The sequence below is a fragment of the Streptomyces nigra genome (genome assembly GCF_003074055.1).
In the GTDB taxonomy this organism is placed as follows: domain Bacteria; phylum Actinomycetota; class Actinomycetes; order Streptomycetales; family Streptomycetaceae; genus Streptomyces; species Streptomyces nigra.
The window spans coordinates 5,310,988-5,328,460 of sequence record NZ_CP029043.1; the positions used below are offsets into that span (position 1 = coordinate 5,310,988).

Consider the following 17,473-nt stretch of genomic DNA (forward strand, 5'->3'; position numbering starts at 1 on the left):
CGTACTACATACGCGTCAGGCCCACAGCGTCGTGCGTCTTCCGCGGCCACCTTCCCTCCACCGCCTGCGGCCGTCGGGACGGCCGTCCGCAATGGACTTGTGAGGACTCACGTGAGCTCGAAACCCGTCGTACTCATCGCTGAAGAGCTTTCGCCCGCGACCGTGGACGCGCTTGGTCCGGACTTCGAGATCCGGCACTGCAACGGCGCCGACCGGGCCGAGCTGCTGCCCGCCATCGCCGAGGTGGACGCGATCCTGATCCGCTCCGCGACCAAGGTGGACGCCGAGGCGATCGCCGCCGCCAACAAGCTCAAGGTCGTCGCGCGAGCCGGCGTCGGCCTGGACAACGTCGACGTCTCCGCCGCCACCAAGGCCGGCGTCATGGTCGTCAACGCCCCCACCTCGAACATCGTGACCGCCGCCGAGCTGGCCTGCGGTCTGCTGCTCGCCACCGCCCGCAACATCCCGCAGGCCAACGCCGCGCTGAAGAACGGCGAGTGGAAGCGCAGCAAGTACACCGGCGTGGAGCTGGCCGAGAAGACGCTCGGTGTCGTCGGCCTCGGCCGCATCGGCGCGCTCGTCGCCCAGCGCATGTCCGCCTTCGGCATGAAGGTCGTCGCCTACGACCCCTACATCCAGCCGGCCCGCGCCGCGCAGATGGGCGTCAAGGTGCTGTCCCTGGACGAGCTGCTCGAGGTCTCCGACTTCATCACCGTCCACCTGCCGAAGACCCCGGAGACGGTCGGCCTGATCGGCGACGAGGCGCTGCGCAAGGTCAAGCCGAGCGTGCGCATCGTCAACGCCGCGCGCGGCGGCATCGTCGACGAGGAGGCGCTGTACTCCGCCCTCAAGGAGGGCCGGGTCGCCGGCGCCGGTCTCGACGTGTACGCGAAGGAGCCCTGCACGGACTCGCCGCTGTTCGAGTTCGACCAGGTCGTCAGCACCCCGCACCTCGGCGCCTCCACCGACGAGGCGCAGGAGAAGGCCGGTATCGCCGTCGCCCGCTCCGTGCGGCTCGCGCTCGCCGGTGAGCTGGTCCCCGACGCGGTGAACGTCCAGGGCGGCGTCATCGCCGAGGACGTCAAGCCGGGCCTGCCGCTCGCCGAGCGCCTCGGCCGCATCTTCACGGCGCTCGCCGGCGAGGTCGCGGTCCGCCTCGACGTCGAGGTGTACGGCGAGATCACCCAGCACGATGTGAAGGTGCTGGAGCTCTCCGCCCTCAAGGGTGTCTTCGAGGACGTCGTCGACGAGACCGTGTCGTACGTCAACGCCCCGCTGTTCGCGCAGGAGCGCGGCGTCGAGGTCCGGCTGACGACCAGCTCCGAGTCGGCCGACCACCGCAACGTCGTCACCGTGCGCGGCACTCTCGCGAACGGCGAGGAGGTGTCGGTCTCCGGCACGCTGGCCGGCCCGAAGCACCTCCAGAAGATCGTCGCCGTCGGCGAGTACGACGTGGACCTCGCGCTGGCCGACCACATGGCCGTCCTGCGCTACGAGGACCGCCCGGGTGTCGTCGGCACCGTCGGCCGCATCCTCGGAGAGGCGGGCCTGAACATCGCCGGTATGCAGGTCTCGCGTGCCGTGGCCGGCGGCGAGGCGCTGGCCGTCCTCACCGTCGACGACACGGTGCCCGCCGGGGTGCTGGCGGAGGTCGCGGCCGAGATCGGCGCGACGTCCGCGCGTGCGGTGAACCTGACCTGATCCAGGTCCAGGTCGTCTCCTCAGACGCCGGACGGGCCGAGCGTGCTCGGCTCGTCCGGCGTTTCGCATGTCCGCCCCCAGGTGCGGGCCCGCCGCAGGGTGAGCGCGGCCATCACCGCCGCCCCGGCCAGTACGGCGGCCCCGGCGAGTGCCGCGCCCTGCATCCCACTGGTGAACGCCTCGCGCGCGACCGCCGCCAGCCCCGGCACCCGGTCCGCGACGGCCAGCGCACCGCCCAGGGTCTCGCGGGCCGCGTCCGGCGCCGACGCGGGGACCTCATGGCGGTAGACGGCGGCCCCGATCGAGCCGAGCACCGCCATGCCCATCGCCCCGCCGAACTCGCTCGACGTCTCCATCAGCGAGGACGCGGCCCCCGCCCGCTCCACCGGCACGGCTCCCAGCGCCATATCCATGATCTGGGACATCGCGACGACACCGCCGACCGCGAGGATCGCGCAGGCCCCGAGGACCAGGGCCAGTGAGTCGGGGCCGGCCAGGGACAGCACCCCGAAGCCGGCCGAGGCGACGAGGAAGCCCCCCGCGACGACATGGGCCCGGTGCACGCCCCGGTTCACCAGCCCGGTGGCGACGGGGGCCGCCGCGGCGATCGGCACCGAGGGCAACAGCGCCCACAGGGCCGCCTCCAGGGCGCTCTTGCCGAGCACCGACTGCAGATACTGCGTGGTGAAATAGGCCGAGCCCATCACACCGAACGCCGAGAGCAGGTTGAGGGCGACGGCCGGTGCGAAACCCCGGCCACGGAACAGCTCCGGGGAGATCATCGGCGCCGCCGCCGTGCGCTGCCGATGCACGAACAGGGCCGCGAAGAGCAGGCCGACGGTGATCGACACGACGTAGCGGACGTTCCAGCCGTCGGCGGCGATCTCCTTCAGCCCGTAGATCACGGGAAGCACGGCCGCCAGCGACAGCGGGACGCTCAGCAGGTCGAAGCGGCCGGGGCGGTCCGCTCGCGACTCCGGCAGCAGCAGCGGGCCGAGGACCAGCAGCAGGGCCATCGCGGGCAGATTGACCAGGAAGACCGAGCCCCACCAGAAGAACTCCACCAGCACCCCGCTCAGCACCGAGCCGAGCGCGATCCCCGCCGTCATCACGCCCGACCACACCCCGATCGCCTTCGCGCGCTGGCCGGAGTCATGGAACAGCGCGCGCAGCATGGCCAGGGTCGACGGCATCAGGGTGGCGCCGCCGACGCCGAGGACCGCGCGGGCCGCGATCAGCATCCCGGCGCTGCCGGCGTAGGCCGCCGCGAGCGAGGCCGCGCCGAACGCGGCGGCGCCGGTGAGCAGTAGCCGGCGGTGGCCGACGCGGTCGCCGAGGGCGCCCATCGTCATCAGCAGCCCGGCGAGGACGAAGGCGTAGATGTCGAAGATCCACAGCTGCTGGGTGCCGCTGGGCCGCAGGTCCGCGCCGATCGCCGGGATGGCGAAGTAGAGGACGGAGACGTCCATGGAGACCAGCAGCAGCGGCAGCATCAGCACGCCCAGGGCCGTCCATTCGCGGCGGCCGGCACGGGTCGGCACACGGGTGGCGCTCTTCGGTTCGGAAGTCATGCCGGTGAATGTACGCACGTCTTAAACGCTTGTCTAGGACGGCTGTATAGGACGGCTGTATGGACGGGCGGTAGGGTAAGTCGCATGGGACACCGTGAGGATCTGCTCGAAGGCGCCAAGCGCTGCCTGCTGGCGAAGGGGTTCGCGCGCACGACGGCACGCGACATCGTCAAGGAGTCGGGGACCAACCTGGCGTCGATCGGCTATCACTACGGCTCGAAGGACGCGCTGCTGGCGGAGGCCTACCTGGCCCTGGTCGGCGAGCTGTCCGACGCCTTCGAGGGTGCGGAGGGCGGGGGTGTCACGGCCCCGCCCGGCTCCCTGGAGCGGTTCCGCGAGGTGTGGGCCAACATCATCGCCACCATGCGCGAGCCCGGTTCGATGTGGCGGCTCAGCGTCGAGATCGTGGCCATGGGGGACCAACTGCCCGCCGTACGCGATCACCTGGCGCGCCAGCAGCGGGACGCCGAACGGGCCCTCGTCGCCCTGTTCACGGGCGTGCCCGAGAAGGATGTCCCGGACAGGACCCTGGACACGCTCGGCCGCTTCTACACCACCCTGATGACCGGCCTCATCGTCCAGTGGCAGTTCGACCCCGACCGCGCGCCCGACGCCGACGCGCTCGCCGAGGGGCTCGGCATGGTCATCGAGGCCGCCGGTTAGGCAACCTCTAGAGCCGGACGGCCTTCAACGCCATGTGCAGCAACAGGCGGTCCTCGCCGTCGTCCAGGTCCAGGCCCGTGAGCTGCTCGACGCGGGAGAGGCGGTAGTACAGGGTCTGGCGGTGGATGCCGAGTTCGGCGGCCGTGCGGCCCGCCTGGCCCGCGCGGTCCAGGTAGACCTCGGCGGTGTGGGCGAGCTCGCGCTGGGCGGGGGAGAGCAGCGGGGCGACCGCCGCGTCGCGGGACGCCTCCGGGGGCAGTGCGGTCAGCAGGCGGTACGGGCCGATGCCGGACCACTCGGCCACCGGGCCGAGGCGAGGCTCCGCCAGCGCCGCGCGCGCCGCCGCCGACGCCTCCCGCCAGGACGCGGCCAGCTCGGAGAGCCCGGTGCGCGGTTCGCCGAGGCCCGCGGAGGGGCGGGCCGGGGTCGTGCCGTCCTTCAGGAGCCGGGCCGCCGCCGCGTGCGCCGCCGTCCGTACGTCCGCCGAGCGCAGCCGGACGAGCACCGCGAGGCTCTGCCCGGCCGCGCCCCAGGGGACCGTGCACAGCGCGGTGGCGTGCGGCACCGTCCGGACCGACGGGGCGTCGTCCGGGTCCGCGGACGGCCAGGGGGCCACGCAGAGCACCGTGTGGACGCCGTCCGCGCGTGGGCCGAGGGCCGTGCGCAGCTCGGCGACGGCCATGTCGCTCTGCCAGCCGCGCTCCGCGGTCAGCACCGCGCGCAGCTCACGGCTCAGATCGGCGCCGTGCTGCGCCTCGTCCGCGAGCAGCGCGCCGATCCGCGCGGTCACTGCCATCGCGTCGTCCAGCTGCCGGTCGGTGGGGCCGGGATCGCCGTCCAGCAGCCACACATAGCCGAGGACGACACCCCGATGGCGTACCGGGAGGCAGATCCGTGCGCGGTACACCCCGGCCTCCGGGGTGCGCGGGATACGCACCGGGCCGCTCGCCCGGGTGATGCCGAAGCCCTCGAACCAGGTCCGCACGGCCGCCGTGGAGCGCCGGGTCAGGATCGAGCGGGTGCGCACCGGGTCCAGAGCCGACGCGTCGAGCTCGCCCTCGCTGTCGTACGCGCCGAAGGCGATCAGCTCGAAGTCGCGGTTCTCCAGCGTCGCCGGCGCGCCCAGAAGCTCGGAGATCTCGTCCACGAGCTCCTGGTAGTCGGCCTTGTCTGCGGGCGTCACGCGGGCAATTCTCCCTCATTCCACCGAGGGCTTCATACATATGTCTGAGATCTCCGGCACGGATGCGTGACAGCTGTCGATGGCCGACGATCGGAGAGATCCCTAGGTTTCACGGTGGTTCTCCGTGCCGTACCCGAATGGTCGGGATTCGGCCGCCTTTCGTTGTCTGTGGAGGTGCCCCGTGCTGGGTCCCGTGATTCTCGCCGCGTCGCGCAGCGACCGGATGCGACGCCTGATCTCGGCGGCCCCGGTGACGAAGCAGGTCGTCGACCGGTTCATCCCCGGCGAGACCGTCGACGAGATCGTGCCGATCGTCCTGGAGCTCACCGGCAAGGGCCTGGAGCTGACCATGGACGTCGTCGGCGAGGACATCACCCGCCCCGAGCAGGCCGCCGCCGCCCGCGACGCCTATCTGCACCTCATCGACCGCATCAAGGACCTGGAGCTCGGCGAGCGCGTCGAGATGTCCGTGAAGCTGTCCATGTTCGGCCAGGCGCTGGAGGGAGGCCACGAGCTGGCCCTCGCCAACGTCCGCCCCGTCGTCGAGGCCGCCGCCGCCATCGGTACGACGGTCACCCTGGACGCCGAGGACCACACCACCCTCGACTCGATGTTCGCCATCCACGAAGAGCTGCGGAAGGACTTCCCGCAGACCGGCTGCGTCATCCAGGCCTATCTGTTCCGCACCGAGGACGACGCCCGCCGCCTCGCCGCGACCGGCAGCCGGGTCCGCCTGGTCAAGGGCGCCTACAAGGAGCCCGCCGAGGTCGCCCTCCAGCGCAAGCAGGACATCGACAAGGCGTACGTCCGGATCCTGCGGATCCTGATGGAGGGCACCGGGTACCCGATGATCGGCTCCCACGACCCGCGACTGATCTCCATCGGACAGGAGCTCGCCCGCCGCGCGGGGCGCAAACTGGACGAGTACGAGTTCCAGATGCTGTACGGCATCCGCAGTGACGAGCACCTGCGGCTGGCCGCCGAGGGCCACCGCATGCGCGTCTACACGGCCTACGGCACCGACTGGTACGGCTACTTCATGCGGCGGCTCGCGGAGAAGCCCGCCAACCTGCGGTTCTTCGTCCGCTCCATGGTCAGCAAGGGCTGAGCCACCGCACCGCGGCCCCACCCCCCGGCCCCTGCACAACGGCTCGATACACACGCTCAGTAAGGAGTTACGGAACCCATGGACGCTGTGACCCAGGTCCCCACCCCCGTCAACGAGCCGGTGCACGGCTACGCTCCCGGCTCGCCCGAGCGCGCTCGGCTGGAGGCCAAGCTCAAGGAGCTGGCCGAGAACCCCATCGACCTGCCGATGACCATCGGCGGTGAGAAGCGGATGGGCGGCGGCGACCGGATCGACGTCGTGCAGCCGCACAACCACAAGGCCCGCCTCGGCACCTTCGGCACCGCCACCCAGCAGGACGCCCAGGACGCCATCGACGCGGCCCTCGCCGCCGCGCCGGCCTGGCGTGCCATGTCCTTCGACGACCGCGCCGCGATCATCCTGCGCGCCGCCGAGCTGCTGGCCGGCCCCTGGCGCGAGACGCTGGCCGCCTCCACGATGCTCGGCCAGTCCAAGACCGCCCAGCAGGCCGAGATCGACACCCCGTGCGAGCTCGTCGACTTCTGGCGCTTCAACGTCAAGTACGCCCGCGACCTGCTTGCCGAGCAGCCCCCGGCGAACTCCCCGGGCGTGTGGAACCGCCTCGACCACCGCCCGCTGGAGGGCTTCGTCTACGCGATCACGCCGTTCAACTTCACGGCCATCGCGGGCAACCTGCCGACCGCGCCCGCCCTCATGGGCAACGTCGTCGTCTGGAAGCCGTCCCCGACGCAGACCCACGCCGCCGTGCTGCTCATGCAGCTCCTGGAGGAGGCCGGGCTGCCCAAGGGCGTCATCAACCTCGTCACCGGCGACGGCATCGAGGTCTCCAAGGTGGCGCTGGAGCACCGCGACCTCGCGGGCATCCACTTCACCGGCTCGACCAGGACCTTCCAGTACCTGTGGAAGACGGTCGGCAACAACATCGAGAAGTACCGCTCGTACCCCCGGATCGTCGGCGAGACCGGGGGCAAGGACTTCGTCGTCGCGCACCCCAGCGCCGATCGCGCCGTCCGGAAGACCGCCCTGACCCGCGGTGCCTTCGAGTACCAGGGCCAGAAGTGCTCGGCGACCTCCCGGGCGTACATCCCGGCGTCGATCTGGAACTCCGGCTTCAAGGAGGAGTTCGCGGCCGAGGTCGACTACCTGACCATGGGTGACGTCACCGACCTGTCGAACTTCATCGGCGCCGTCATCGACGAGCGCGCCTTCGCCAAGAACAAGGCCGCCATCGACCGCGCCCAGGCCGACCCGTCCTGCACGATCGTCGCGGGCGGCTCCTACGACGACTCGGTCGGCTACTTCGTGCGTCCGACCGTCATCGAGTGCAGCGACCCGGAGAACGAGGTCTTCACGACCGAGTACTTCGGCCCCATCCTCGCCGTGCACGTCTACGAGGACGACACGTACGACGAGATGCTGACCCAGATGGAGTCGGTGTCCGCGTACGCGCTGACCGGCTCGGTCATCTCGACCGACCGCGCGGCGACCGCGTGCACCATGGAGAAGCTGCGCTACGCGGCCGGCAACTTCTACATCAACGACAAGTCGACCGGCGCCGTCGTCGGCCAGCAGCCCTTCGGCGGCGGCCGTGCCTCCGGCACCAACGACAAGGCCGGCGCCCCGCAGAACCTGATGCGCTGGACGCTGACCCGCGCCATCAAGGAGACGCTGGTCCCGCCGACCGACTACGCGTACCCGCACATGGGCTGACCCAGCCGTCGTGCGTGACAGGGGCCGGGCGCTCGCGCCCGGCCCCTCGCGCTTCTCCGTAAGCCCGCTACCCGGGCATCTCCGTGCGTTCCCACCACTCGTACACCGGCAGTTCCCCCTGCGGTGTCCCGGTGCGGCGGGAGGTCGGCCGGAAGTGCTCGTAGCCGTTGCGCAGCTCGATCTTCACGTCCGGGCCGGGGGACGGGGCCGGGACGATGCGCTCGGGCAGATCGTCCGGGCCGCCTTCCAGGAACACCTTCGCCGTGTCGTTCATGCACCCAGCGTTCCCCCGGGCGCGGCGGTGCCTCCCGGGCCGTGCGGAGGATCAGCCGACTGGCTGACGCCCGACCCCGCCCCGGCGGCGGCCGGGACACTGGGCGTATGACGTCCGCCGCAGCCGCCGGTGCCGCGCGCACCGCCCACACCGCCGATCTGACCGCCGCCGAACTCCACGCCGTGCGCGCATTGTTGGAGGAGGCCTTCGACGGCGATCTCGCCGACGAGGACTGGGAGCACGCGCTCGGCGGTGTCCACGCCCTCGTCCACGACGAGGCCGGGCGGCTCGCCGGGCACGGCTCGGTCGTGATGCGCCGGGTCCGGCACCGGGACCGCTGGCTGCGGGTCGGCTACATCGAGGCCGTCGCCGTCCGGGCCGACCGGCGCCGCCGCGGACTCGGCGGGCGCATCATGGCGGAGCTGGAGCGGATCGTCGACCGGGCGTACGACGCGGGGATGCTCTCCGCCGGCGACGAGGGCGCCGCGCTGTACGCCGCGCGCGGCTGGCGGGTGTGGCCCGGGCGGATCTGCGCGCTCGGCGTGGAGGGGGTCGTACGGCTGCCCGACGAGGAGGGGAGCACCTTCGTGCGGCCCGCGCTCGCCGGTCCGCTGGACCCCGCGTTCGAGCTGGTCTTCGACTGGCGGGACGGGGATGTGCTCTGAGGGGCGGACGGGAAAAGCACAGGTCAGACCGGTGTGACCGAGGGTGCCGTCTCAGATAGTAGGAAGTCCGAGTAATTGTGGAGACAGACGCGTCCCGCTCCCTTAGCTTTGTAGGAGCCGAACGTCTCGCTCGATCAAGCGAATGGCGGTCGTGAGCCGGGCCCCGTGCAGGCAACCCCTGCGGCACCGCTCCCCGCCCCTTCCGGCGTCTCGTAACCCTCCCCGCACTCCCGTGCTTGCCGAAGGAGTCGATTTCCCATGGCCGAGACGACCGCCCGCCGTCGAGTCCGTCATCTCTCCCGCACCAGCGACAACGACCGCAAGAACGCGGCCGCTGCCCTCCAGCGCGCCCTCGACCGCCGGGACAACGGCGGCGCGACCGGCCACCAGGCCGCGTAGGGAACCTCGTCGCCGACACACGCTGTCCGTATGGCGGACGGCGTGTGTCATCCCATGGGACGAGCAGTAGGGTGCCGACATGTCTCGCAGCATCGATCTCGCAGTGATCCCCGGTGACGGCATCGGCCAGGAGGTCGTGGCCGAAGGTCTGAAGGTCCTCTCCGCCGTCCTCCCGCAGGATGTGAAGCTGGAGACCAAGGAGTACGACTTCGGCGCCCGGCGCTACCACGCCACGGGGGAGACCCTCACCGACGCCGACCTCGACGCCCTCAAGGGCCACGACGCCATCCTGCTCGGCGCGATCGGCGACCCGTCGGTCCCCTCCGGCGTCCTGGAGCGCGGCTTCCTGCTGAAGCTCCGGTTCGCCTTCGACCACCACGTCAACCTGCGTCCCTCGAAGCTCCTGCCGGGTGTGGCCACCCCGCTCGCCGGCGAGCCGAGCATCGACTTCGTCGTGGTCCGCGAGGGCACCGAGGGCCCGTACACCGGCAACGGCGGCACGATCCGCAAGGGCACCCCGCACGAGGTCGCCACCGAGGTCTCCGTCAACACGGCCTTCGGTGTCGAGCGCGTCGTCCGCGACGCTTTCGCCCGCGCCCAGGCCCGCCCGCGCAAGAAGCTCGCCCTGATCCACAAGAACAACGTGCTGACCTTCGCCGGTCATCTGTGGACGGACGTCTTCAACCGGGTGGCCGAGGAGTTCCCCGAGGTCACCACCGAGTACATGCACGTCGACGCGGCCACCATCTACCTGGTGACCCAGCCCGAGCGGTTCGACGTCATCGTCACCGACAACCTCTTCGGCGACATCGTCACCGACCTCGCCGCGGCCGTCTCCGGCGGCATCGGCGTCGCCGCCAGCGGGAACATCAACCCGTCCGGCGAGTTCCCGTCCATGTTCGAGCCGGTGCACGGCTCCGCCCCGGACATCGCGGGCCAGGGCAAGGCCGACCCCACCGCCACGGTCCTGTCCGTCGCCCTGCTCCTGCGCCACCTCGGCTACGAGGCCGAGGCCGCCCGGATCGACGAGGCGGTCTCCGCCGACCTGGCCGACCGCACCGGCAGGCCCGCGCGCAGCACGTCGGAGATCGGCGACGCGCTCTCCGTACGAGTAGCCGGCTGACCCGCGCCGCTCGCACCCCTCGAAGCCGCCGGGTCATCCCACCCGGCGGCTTCCGCATGTCCGCCGCCGGGTGACACCATCGACCCCTGGGTCGCACTCCACGCCGAACGCACCGAACAGGCCGATTTCGTCCACGCCCCGCTCTTGCGATAATCGAACAAGGAGCCGCGGAATGAGGGAATGCTCGGACGTCCTAGCACTGGCCACGGGCAGTACAGGCGTGAGCGCGGCCCGTCACACACAACCGGTGAAGGACAACCACTCATGACGACGCCCACGATCGAGCTCAAGCCCTCCGCCAGCCCGCTCTCCTCCGCGGAGCGCGACGCGATCCTGGCCGACCCGGGGTTCGGCCGCCACTTCACCGACCACATGGTGACGATCAAGTGGACCGAGGGCCGCGGCTGGCACGACGGCCAGCTCGTGCCGTACGCGCCGCTCTCCCTCGACCCGGCCACCATGGTCCTGCACTACGCGCAGGAGATCTTCGAGGGCCTCAAGGCGTACCGCCGGCCCGACGGGACCGTCGCCACCTTCCGCCCCGAGAAGAACGCCCTCCGCTTCCAGCGCTCGGCCCGCCGGCTCGGCATGCCCGAGCTGCCGGTCGAGACGTTCATCGAGGCCTGTGACGCGCTGGTGAAGCAGGACCAGGCGTGGGTCCCCGCGCACGGCGGCGAGGAGTCCCTGTACCTGCGGCCGTTCATGTTCGCGACCGAGGTCGGGCTGGGCGTCCGGCCCGCCGGCGAGTACCTGTTCATCGTCATCGCCTCCCCGGCCGGCGCCTACTTCCCGGGCGGCGTCAAGCCGGTGTCGATCTGGGTCTCCGAGGACCACGTCCGCGCGGTGCCCGGCGGCATGGGCGACGCAAAGACCGGCGGCAACTACGCCGCCTCCCTGCTGGCCCAGGCCGAGGCGGCCGCCGAGGGCTGCGCCCAGGTCTGCTACCTCGACGCGGTCGAGCGCAAGTGGGTCGAGGAACTCGGCGGCATGAACCTGTACTTCGTGTACGGCGACCGGATCGTCACCCCGTCCCTCACCGGCTCCATCCTGGAGGGCGTCACCCGTGACTCGCTGCTGCAGGTCGCCCGTGACCTCGGCTACACGGCCGAGGAGGGCCGCGTCTCCGTCGACCAGTGGCAGCGCGACGCGGAGAACGGCACCCTCACCGAGGTCTTCGCCTGCGGCACCGCGGCGGTCATCACTCCGGTCGGCACCGTCAAGCGCACCGGCGCCGAGTGGCAGCAGGGCGGCGGCGAGCCCGGCGAGGTCACGATGAGGCTGCGCCAGGCTCTCCTCGACATCCAGCGCGGCACGGCCGACGACAAGCACGGCTGGATGCACCCGCTGGGTTAGTCGTCGGCAGGCACCTTCACGGCCGCCGTGGGCACGCTGTCCACGGCGGCCGCGGTGTTCGCGGGCGCGGCGGCGCCGGGGGTCAGCAGCAGATACGCCGCGCCCCCGACCAGCCCCGACAGCAGGAAGCTGCAGTCCACCCCGCCGGTCAGGCCCAGCAGCGGCCCCTCGTACGACGGCAGGGCGACCGCCAGGACGCCCACCACCGCGCCCAGCGTCCAGGACACCGTCGCCCGTATGTTCCAGCCGCCCCGGTACCAGTAGATCCCGCCCCGTGCCCGGCGGTTGAACACCTGGAGCGCCTCCGCGTCGTACACGCCCCCGCAGCGGGCGAAGCCGATGAGGGTGATGACCGCCCAGGGCGTGCCGATCGCCGTCAGCAGCAGCACGAACGACGTCATCGCGTCCTGGGTGCTGGAGGCGTAGTGCCCGGCGAAGACGCACACGGTGGCGACGACGGCGACCGCGTACGTGGCCGTCGCGCGGGAGGCGCGCGGCAGGATCGCGTCCAGGTCCAGGCCCATCGAGTAGAGCATCAGGCCCGCGTTGCCGACCGATCCGGCCGAGGCGGCGAGCAGCAGCGGCAGCAGGTACCAGTCGGGGGAGGCGTCGACCAGCGGCCCCGCGTAGTCGAGGGCCGCGCGTGCCGCGTACGCCGTGAAGGTGCCGAAGAGCTGCGGCACCAGCAGGCCCAGGATCAGGCCGAGCCAGGTCGCGTGCAGCACCCGGCGCGCGGAGTGGCGGACGGGTGAGATGTAGCGGGTGTAGTCGCCGAGCAGGGTGATGAACGCGATCGGCCCGGACAGTCCGGCCGCGACCGCCGACAGCAGCCAGGTCGGCCAGAAGCCGCCCAGCAGATAGCCGCCGGCCTCCGGGAGCGCGCCGGTCGTGAAGTGCGGGGCGTAGGCGATCACGCCGAGGACCAGCAGGGCCGTCATGCCGATCGCGAGGACGCGGGACAGGGCGAGCAGCACGCGGTAGCCGTACACCGCGCCCGCGACGGTCGCGGCGGCCAGCAGCGCGTAGACCACGCCGTACGCGACGTCGTCGGCCGGCATGCCGGTCAGGCGGCCCAGTACGCCGACCATCACGTCGCCGCCGATCCACACGGTGAGCGCGGAGTATCCGAGAGCCAGCAGCAGGCCGACGACCGAGCCGACCAGGCGTCCGCGCACGCCGAACTGGGCGCCGGACGACGTCGACAGGTTGGTCGCCGTGCGCAGCGAGACCAGGGCCAGCGGGGCGGTGAGGACGGTGCCGGCCAGGGTGCCGAGCACGATCGAGCTGACGGAGGCCCACCAGCCGAGACCGAACGACGGCGGCAGCCAGCCGAAGACGATCACTCCCAGACAGAGATTCGACCCGAGCAGGATCGACACGAGGTCCTTCGGTCCACTGGTGCGTTCGTCCTCGGGGATGGTGTCGACCCCGCGCTGTTCCCTCGGCATGGCTGATCTCCCTCGATTAGAGTGCCGTTCAATCTGAGGTGCGATCGTCCTCGTCGTCAACCCTTGGAATGCTGGATTCTGACGTTTAGAGTGATGTTCTAACTTATGGCGGGCAAGGAGGAGGCCGCGGTATGAGACTGACGCCCACGGAACGTGACCGGCTGCTGCTCTTCGGTGCCGCGGAACTGGCGCGGGCCCGCCGCGCGCGCGGGCTGCGGCTCAACGTCCCCGAGGCGACCGCGCTCATCGCGGACACGGTGTGCGAGGCCGCCCGCGACGGCCTCCGGCTCACCGAGGCGATCGGGCGGGCCCGCTCCGTGCTCGGCCCGGACGACGTCCTGCCCGGTGTCGCGGACGTCGTCACCGAGGTGCACGTCGAGGCCGTCTTCGACGACGGCTCCCGGCTCGCGGTCGTCTCCGACCCGATCGGCGGCGGCCTGGGCGAGCACGCCCCGGGCGCCCTGCTGCCCGGCCCCGAGCACGCCGAACCCGAGCCGGCCCTGCGGCTGACGGTCACCAACACCGCCGCCGTGCCGGTCTCCGTCACCTCCCACTTCCACTTCTTCGAGGCCAACCCGCGCCTCGACTTCACCCGGGCCCAGGCGTACGGGATGCGGCTCGCCGTGCCCGCCGGGTCCTCCGTCCGGTTCGGGCCGGGGGAGAGCGCCGAGGTCGGGCTCGTCCCCATCGGCGGCGACCGCGTCGCCATCGGCTTCGCGGGCCTGGTCGACGGGCCGCTGGACGCGCCCGGCGCCCGCGAGGAGGCCCTGCGCCGGGCCGCCGCCTGCGGCTACCTGGGCACCGACGAGAAGGAGGCCGGCCGATGAGCCGTCCCGGAGGACACCCCGCCGAGGCCCGCCGCCTCACCCCGCACGAGTACGCGGCCACCCACGGCCCCCGCGCCGGTGACCGCGTCCGGCTCGGCGACTCCGGGCTGACCGTCCGCGTCGAGTCCGACTCCCAGCGCCCGGGCGACGAGTTCCTCGCCGGGTTCGGCAAGACCGCCCGGGACGGGCTGCATCTGAAGGCGGCGTCCGTCCGCGAGACCTGCGACGTCGTCATCAGCAACGTCGTGGTCGTCGACGCGGTCCTCGGCATCCGCAAGGTGTCCATCGGCATCCGGCAGGGGCGGATCAGCGCCATCGGGCGGGCCGGGAACCCGGACACCCTCGACGGGGTCGACGTCGTCGTCGGCACGGGCACCTCGATCGTCTCCGGCGAGGGCCTGATCGCCACCGCCGGCGCCGTCGACACCCATGTCCATCTGCTGTCCCCGCGGGTCATGGAGGCGTCGCTCGCCTCCGGCGTCACCACGATCATCGGCCAGGAGTTCGGACCGGTCTGGGGCGTCGGCGTCAACTCGCCCTGGGCGCTGCGGCACGCGTTCGGCGCCTTCGACGCCTGGCCGGTCAACATCGGCTTCCTCGCCCGGGGTTCGTCCTCCCACGAGGCACCCCTGGTCGAGGCCCTCGCCGAGGGCGGCGCCTCCGGATTCAAGGTGCACGAGGACATGGGCGCCCACACCCGCGCGCTCGACACCGCCCTGCGCGTCGCCGAGGACCACGACGTCCAGGTCGCCCTGCACAGCGACGGCCTGAACGAGTGCCTGTCCGTCGAGGACACCCTGAGGGTGCTGGAGGGCCGCACCATCCACGCCTTCCACATCGAGGGCTGCGGCGGCGGGCACGTCCCGAACGTCCTGAAGATGGCCGGCGTCCCGAACGTCATCGGGTCCTCCACCAACCCCACCCTGCCCTTCGGCCGGGACGCCGTCGCCGAGCACTACGGCATGATCGTCTCCGTCCACGACCTCAAGACCGACCTGCCAGGCGACGCCGCCATGGCCCGTGACCGGATCCGCGCCGGGACCATGGGCGCCGAGGACGTCCTGCACGACCTGGGTGCGATCGGCATCACCTCGTCCGACGCGCAGGGCATGGGCCGGGCCGGCGAGACCGTCCGGCGCACCCTCGCGATGGCCGGGAAGATGAAGGCGCAGTTCGGCGCGCCCGAGGACCACGACAACGAGCGCGTCCTGCGCTACATCGCCAAGCTGACCATCAACCCGGCCCTCGCACACGGCCTCGCCCACGAGGTCGGATCGATCGAGGTCGGCAAGCTCGCCGACCTCGTGCTGTGGCGCCCCGAGTTCTTCGGTGCCAAGCCACAGCTCGTCCTCAAGGCCGGGTTCCCCGCGTACGGGGTGACCGGCGACCCCAACGCGGCCACCGACACCTGCGAGCCCCTGGTGCTCGGCCCGCAGTTCGGGGCGTACGGCGCCACGCCCGCCGACCTCTCCGTGGCCTTCGTCGCGCAGGCCGCCCTCGACCAGGGCGGCGACTCGATGCCCACCCGGCGCAGAAGGGTCGCCGTGCGCGGTACCCGCGGCATCGGGCCCGCCGATCTGCGGCGCAACTCCCGGGTCGGGGCCGTCGAGGTCGACGGGCGCACCGGCCTGGTCACCCTCGACGGCGAACCGCTGCGCTCCGAGCCCGCCGACTCCGTCTCCCTCAACCGCCTGTACTTCCTCTAGCCCTCCAGCCCTCCAGCCCTCTAGGACGTGGTGATGACCTTCCGCATGCCCCCCGAGTGGGCCCCGCACGAGCGCACCTGGATGGCGTGGCCGGGTCCCAACCCGACGTTCGCCACCGCCGCCGAGCTCGCCGCGGCCCGCGTCGCCTGGGCCGAAGTGGCGCGCGCCGTCGCCCGGTTCGAGCCGGTGACCATGGTCCACGGTCCCGGTCAGGCCGCCTCCGCCCGGGAACTGCTCGGCTCCGGCGTCGAGTTGACGGAGAGCGAGCTCGACGACGCGTGGATGCGTGACATCGGCCCCACCTTCGTCCGGGACGAGGACGGCCGACTGGCCGCCGTGGACTGGGTGTTCAACGGATGGGGCGGCCAGGAGTGGGCCCGCTGGGAGCACGACGCCGGCATCGCCCGTCGGATCGCCGGCCTCACGGGCGTCCCCGTCCACTCCTCGCCGCTGGTCAACGAGGGCGGCGCGATCCACGTCGACGGCGAGGGCACCGTCCTGCTGACCGACACCGTGCAGCTCGGCGCCGGACGCAACCCCGGCTGGACCCGCGAGCAGGTCGAGGCGGAGATCCACGCCCGGCTCGGCACCACCAAGGCGATCTGGCTCCCGCACGGCCTCGCCGGCGACTACGGGACGTACGGCACCCAGGGCCACGTCGACATCGTCGCCGCCTTCGCCGGACCCGGCACCGTCGTCGTGCACAGCCAGCGGAACCCCGAGCATCCCGACCACGCCCGCTCCCTGGAGTACCTGGAGATCCTGCGCGGCGCGACCGACGCGCGCGGACGGCATCTCGAGGTCGTCGAGGTGCCCGCCCCGACCGTGCTCAAGGACGAGGACGGCCACTGGGTCGACTACTCCTACATCAACCACTACGTCTGCAACGGCGGCGTGATCCTGTGCGCCTTCGACGACCCGCACGACGAGATCGCCGCCGGCATCATGCGCCGCCTCCACCCCGGACGCACGGTGACCCTGGTCGACGCCCGTACGATCTTCGCGGGCGGTGGAGGCATCCATTGCATCACCCAGCAGCAGCCGATGACGTAGGAGTGCATGAGATGGCCGGTGGGCGCAGGCAGGCGCCGCCCCGCGACGAGGTGCTCGCCGCCGCCATGGAGATGATCGCCGAGCGCGGCCTGGAGAAGCTGACCATGGCGGCGCTCGGCCGCGAGGTCGGTATGAGCAGCGGCCACCTCCTGTACTACTTCCGCTCCAAGGACGAACTGCTGCTGCGCACCCTGGAGTGGAGCGAGGGCCGCCTCGGCGCCGAACGCGGCCGGCTGCTCGCCCGGGGCGACTCCGCCCGCGAACGGCTCGACGCCTACGTCGACCTGTACGTCCCCGACGGCCTGGGCGACCCGCACTGGACGCTGTGGCTGGAGGTCTGGAACCGCTCGCAGAACGCCGACGACGACGCCCGGGACCGGCAGGCCGCGATCGAGGGCGCCTGGCACCGCGACCTCGTGGCGCTCATCGCGGAGGGCGTGTCGCGCGGGGAGTTCCGGCCGGTCGATCCGGACCGGTTCGCCGCCCGGCTGCGGGCCCTCCTCGACGGCTTCTCGATCCATGTGGCGATCGGTCTGCGCGGCACCGACCGCGCCCGGATCCTGGGCCATGTACGGGAGTTCCTCGACGAGAGCCTGGTCGCGGACGCCTGAGAACGCGTCCAGGTTGTACCCAATTCGGGGGATTGACCCCGTCGTGCGCTGTGCGTTTGGCTTGGGGGCCCTCGGCGC

General features: G+C 71.9%; 16 protein-coding genes. 12 read left to right on the forward strand and 4 right to left on the reverse strand.

Translation table 11 applies throughout. From position 1 onward, the window contains the following. Positions 1–111: 111 nt before the first annotated feature. The gene (gene serA / locus DC008_RS24730) at positions 112–1,701 is read left to right on the forward strand and encodes a phosphoglycerate dehydrogenase (RefSeq protein ID WP_108708838.1); all 1,590 of its coding nucleotides are present in this window, start codon (positions 112–114) and stop codon (positions 1,699–1,701) included. A 20-nt stretch (positions 1,702–1,721) separates the two neighbouring features. On the opposite strand, the gene DC008_RS24735 is transcribed toward serA, so the two are convergent. Continuing rightward, the gene (locus DC008_RS24735) at positions 1,722–3,272 is read right to left on the reverse strand and encodes an MFS transporter (protein ID WP_108708839.1); all 1,551 of its coding nucleotides are present in this window, start codon (positions 3,270–3,272) and stop codon (positions 1,722–1,724) included. Positions 3,273–3,356: 84 nt separating this feature from the next. On the opposite strand from DC008_RS24735, the gene DC008_RS24740 reads away from it, so the two are divergent. Beyond that, a complete protein-coding gene (locus DC008_RS24740) occupies positions 3,357–3,935 on the forward strand; it encodes a TetR/AcrR family transcriptional regulator (RefSeq protein ID WP_108708840.1) in 579 nt (192 codons plus the stop codon). A 7-nt stretch (positions 3,936–3,942) separates the two neighbouring features. Here the strand turns inward: DC008_RS24740 and DC008_RS24745 are convergent, their stop codons facing one another. Continuing rightward, positions 3,943–5,118 carry a PucR family transcriptional regulator gene (locus DC008_RS24745; protein WP_108708841.1) on the reverse strand — a complete coding sequence of 392 codons (1,176 nt, stop codon included), beginning with the start codon at positions 5,116–5,118 and terminating at the stop codon, positions 3,943–3,945. A 181-nt stretch (positions 5,119–5,299) separates the two neighbouring features. Between DC008_RS24745 and DC008_RS24750 the strand changes: the two genes are divergently transcribed. Further along, entirely contained in the window at positions 5,300–6,226 is a 927-nt protein-coding gene (locus DC008_RS24750) for a proline dehydrogenase family protein (RefSeq protein ID WP_108708842.1), read from the forward strand. 78 nt (positions 6,227–6,304) lie between these two features. Next, complete coding sequence (gene pruA, locus DC008_RS24755; protein WP_108708843.1) at positions 6,305–7,936, forward strand: L-glutamate gamma-semialdehyde dehydrogenase; 1,632 nt, start codon at positions 6,305–6,307, stop codon at positions 7,934–7,936. 67 nt (positions 7,937–8,003) lie between these two features. Here pruA and DC008_RS24760 read toward each other — a convergent pair whose 3' ends face one another. Next, the gene (locus DC008_RS24760) at positions 8,004–8,210 is read right to left on the reverse strand and encodes a DUF5988 family protein (protein WP_108708844.1); all 207 of its coding nucleotides are present in this window, start codon (positions 8,208–8,210) and stop codon (positions 8,004–8,006) included. 107 nt (positions 8,211–8,317) lie between these two features. On the opposite strand from DC008_RS24760, the gene DC008_RS24765 reads away from it, so the two are divergent. From DC008_RS24765 to DC008_RS24780, 4 genes are all read left to right on the forward strand, one after another. Beyond that, positions 8,318–8,875: a GNAT family N-acetyltransferase gene (locus DC008_RS24765; RefSeq protein ID WP_108708845.1), complete on the forward strand. Its 558-nt coding sequence runs from the start codon at positions 8,318–8,320 to the stop codon at positions 8,873–8,875. A gap of 258 nt (positions 8,876–9,133) precedes the next feature. Then, positions 9,134–9,274: a hypothetical protein gene (locus DC008_RS24770; protein WP_107096849.1), complete on the forward strand. Its 141-nt coding sequence runs from the start codon at positions 9,134–9,136 to the stop codon at positions 9,272–9,274. A 79-nt stretch (positions 9,275–9,353) separates the two neighbouring features. Next, positions 9,354–10,397 carry a 3-isopropylmalate dehydrogenase gene (locus tag DC008_RS24775; RefSeq protein WP_108708846.1) on the forward strand — a complete coding sequence of 348 codons (1,044 nt, stop codon included), beginning with the start codon at positions 9,354–9,356 and terminating at the stop codon, positions 10,395–10,397. Between the two features lie 264 nt (positions 10,398–10,661). Beyond that, positions 10,662–11,750: a branched-chain amino acid aminotransferase gene (locus DC008_RS24780; protein WP_108708847.1), complete on the forward strand. Its 1,089-nt coding sequence runs from the start codon at positions 10,662–10,664 to the stop codon at positions 11,748–11,750. On the opposite strand, the gene DC008_RS24785 is transcribed toward DC008_RS24780, so the two are convergent. Further along, positions 11,747–13,198: a cytosine permease gene (locus DC008_RS24785; RefSeq protein ID WP_108708848.1), complete on the reverse strand. Its 1,452-nt coding sequence runs from the start codon at positions 13,196–13,198 to the stop codon at positions 11,747–11,749. The genes DC008_RS24780 and DC008_RS24785 overlap by 4 nt on opposite strands. 131 nt (positions 13,199–13,329) lie before the next feature. On the opposite strand from DC008_RS24785, the gene ureA reads away from it, so the two are divergent. The 4 genes from ureA to DC008_RS24805 are packed head-to-tail and all read left to right on the forward strand — an operon-like array spanning position 13,330 to position 17,395. After that, positions 13,330–14,025, forward strand: coding sequence for an urease subunit gamma (gene ureA, locus DC008_RS24790; RefSeq protein ID WP_108708849.1), 696 nt, complete (start codon positions 13,330–13,332; stop codon positions 14,023–14,025). Further along, entirely contained in the window at positions 14,022–15,731 is a 1,710-nt protein-coding gene (locus tag DC008_RS24795) for an urease subunit alpha (RefSeq protein WP_108708850.1), read from the forward strand. The genes ureA and DC008_RS24795 overlap by 4 nt, the downstream gene beginning before the upstream one ends. A 33-nt stretch (positions 15,732–15,764) precedes the next feature. Then, a complete protein-coding gene (locus DC008_RS24800) occupies positions 15,765–16,784 on the forward strand; it encodes an agmatine deiminase family protein (RefSeq protein ID WP_108708851.1) in 1,020 nt (339 codons plus the stop codon). 11 nt (positions 16,785–16,795) lie between these two features. After that, positions 16,796–17,395: a TetR/AcrR family transcriptional regulator gene (locus DC008_RS24805; RefSeq protein ID WP_108708852.1), complete on the forward strand. Its 600-nt coding sequence runs from the start codon at positions 16,796–16,798 to the stop codon at positions 17,393–17,395. Positions 17,396–17,473 lie beyond the last annotated feature (78 nt).

Coding starts and splice junctions, on each gene's coding strand:
- DC008_RS24735 (WP_108708839.1), bottom strand. CDS start 3,272: ATGACTTCCGAACCGAAGAGCGCCACCCGTGTGCCGACCCGTGCCGGC.
- DC008_RS24740 (WP_108708840.1), top strand. CDS start 3,357: ATGGGACACCGTGAGGATCTGCTCGAAGGCGCCAAGCGCTGCCTGCTG.
- pruA (WP_108708843.1), top strand. CDS start 6,305: ATGGACGCTGTGACCCAGGTCCCCACCCCCGTCAACGAGCCGGTGCAC.
- DC008_RS24760 (WP_108708844.1), bottom strand. CDS start 8,210: ATGAACGACACGGCGAAGGTGTTCCTGGAAGGCGGCCCGGACGATCTG.
- DC008_RS24765 (WP_108708845.1), top strand. CDS start 8,318: ATGACGTCCGCCGCAGCCGCCGGTGCCGCGCGCACCGCCCACACCGCC.
- DC008_RS24770 (WP_107096849.1), top strand. CDS start 9,134: ATGGCCGAGACGACCGCCCGCCGTCGAGTCCGTCATCTCTCCCGCACC.
- DC008_RS24775 (WP_108708846.1), top strand. CDS start 9,354: ATGTCTCGCAGCATCGATCTCGCAGTGATCCCCGGTGACGGCATCGGC.
- DC008_RS24780 (WP_108708847.1), top strand. CDS start 10,662: ATGACGACGCCCACGATCGAGCTCAAGCCCTCCGCCAGCCCGCTCTCC.
- DC008_RS24785 (WP_108708848.1), bottom strand. CDS start 13,198: ATGCCGAGGGAACAGCGCGGGGTCGACACCATCCCCGAGGACGAACGC.
- ureA (WP_108708849.1), top strand. CDS start 13,330: ATGAGACTGACGCCCACGGAACGTGACCGGCTGCTGCTCTTCGGTGCC.
- DC008_RS24795 (WP_108708850.1), top strand. CDS start 14,022: ATGAGCCGTCCCGGAGGACACCCCGCCGAGGCCCGCCGCCTCACCCCG.
- DC008_RS24800 (WP_108708851.1), top strand. CDS start 15,765: ATGACCTTCCGCATGCCCCCCGAGTGGGCCCCGCACGAGCGCACCTGG.
- DC008_RS24805 (WP_108708852.1), top strand. CDS start 16,796: ATGGCCGGTGGGCGCAGGCAGGCGCCGCCCCGCGACGAGGTGCTCGCC.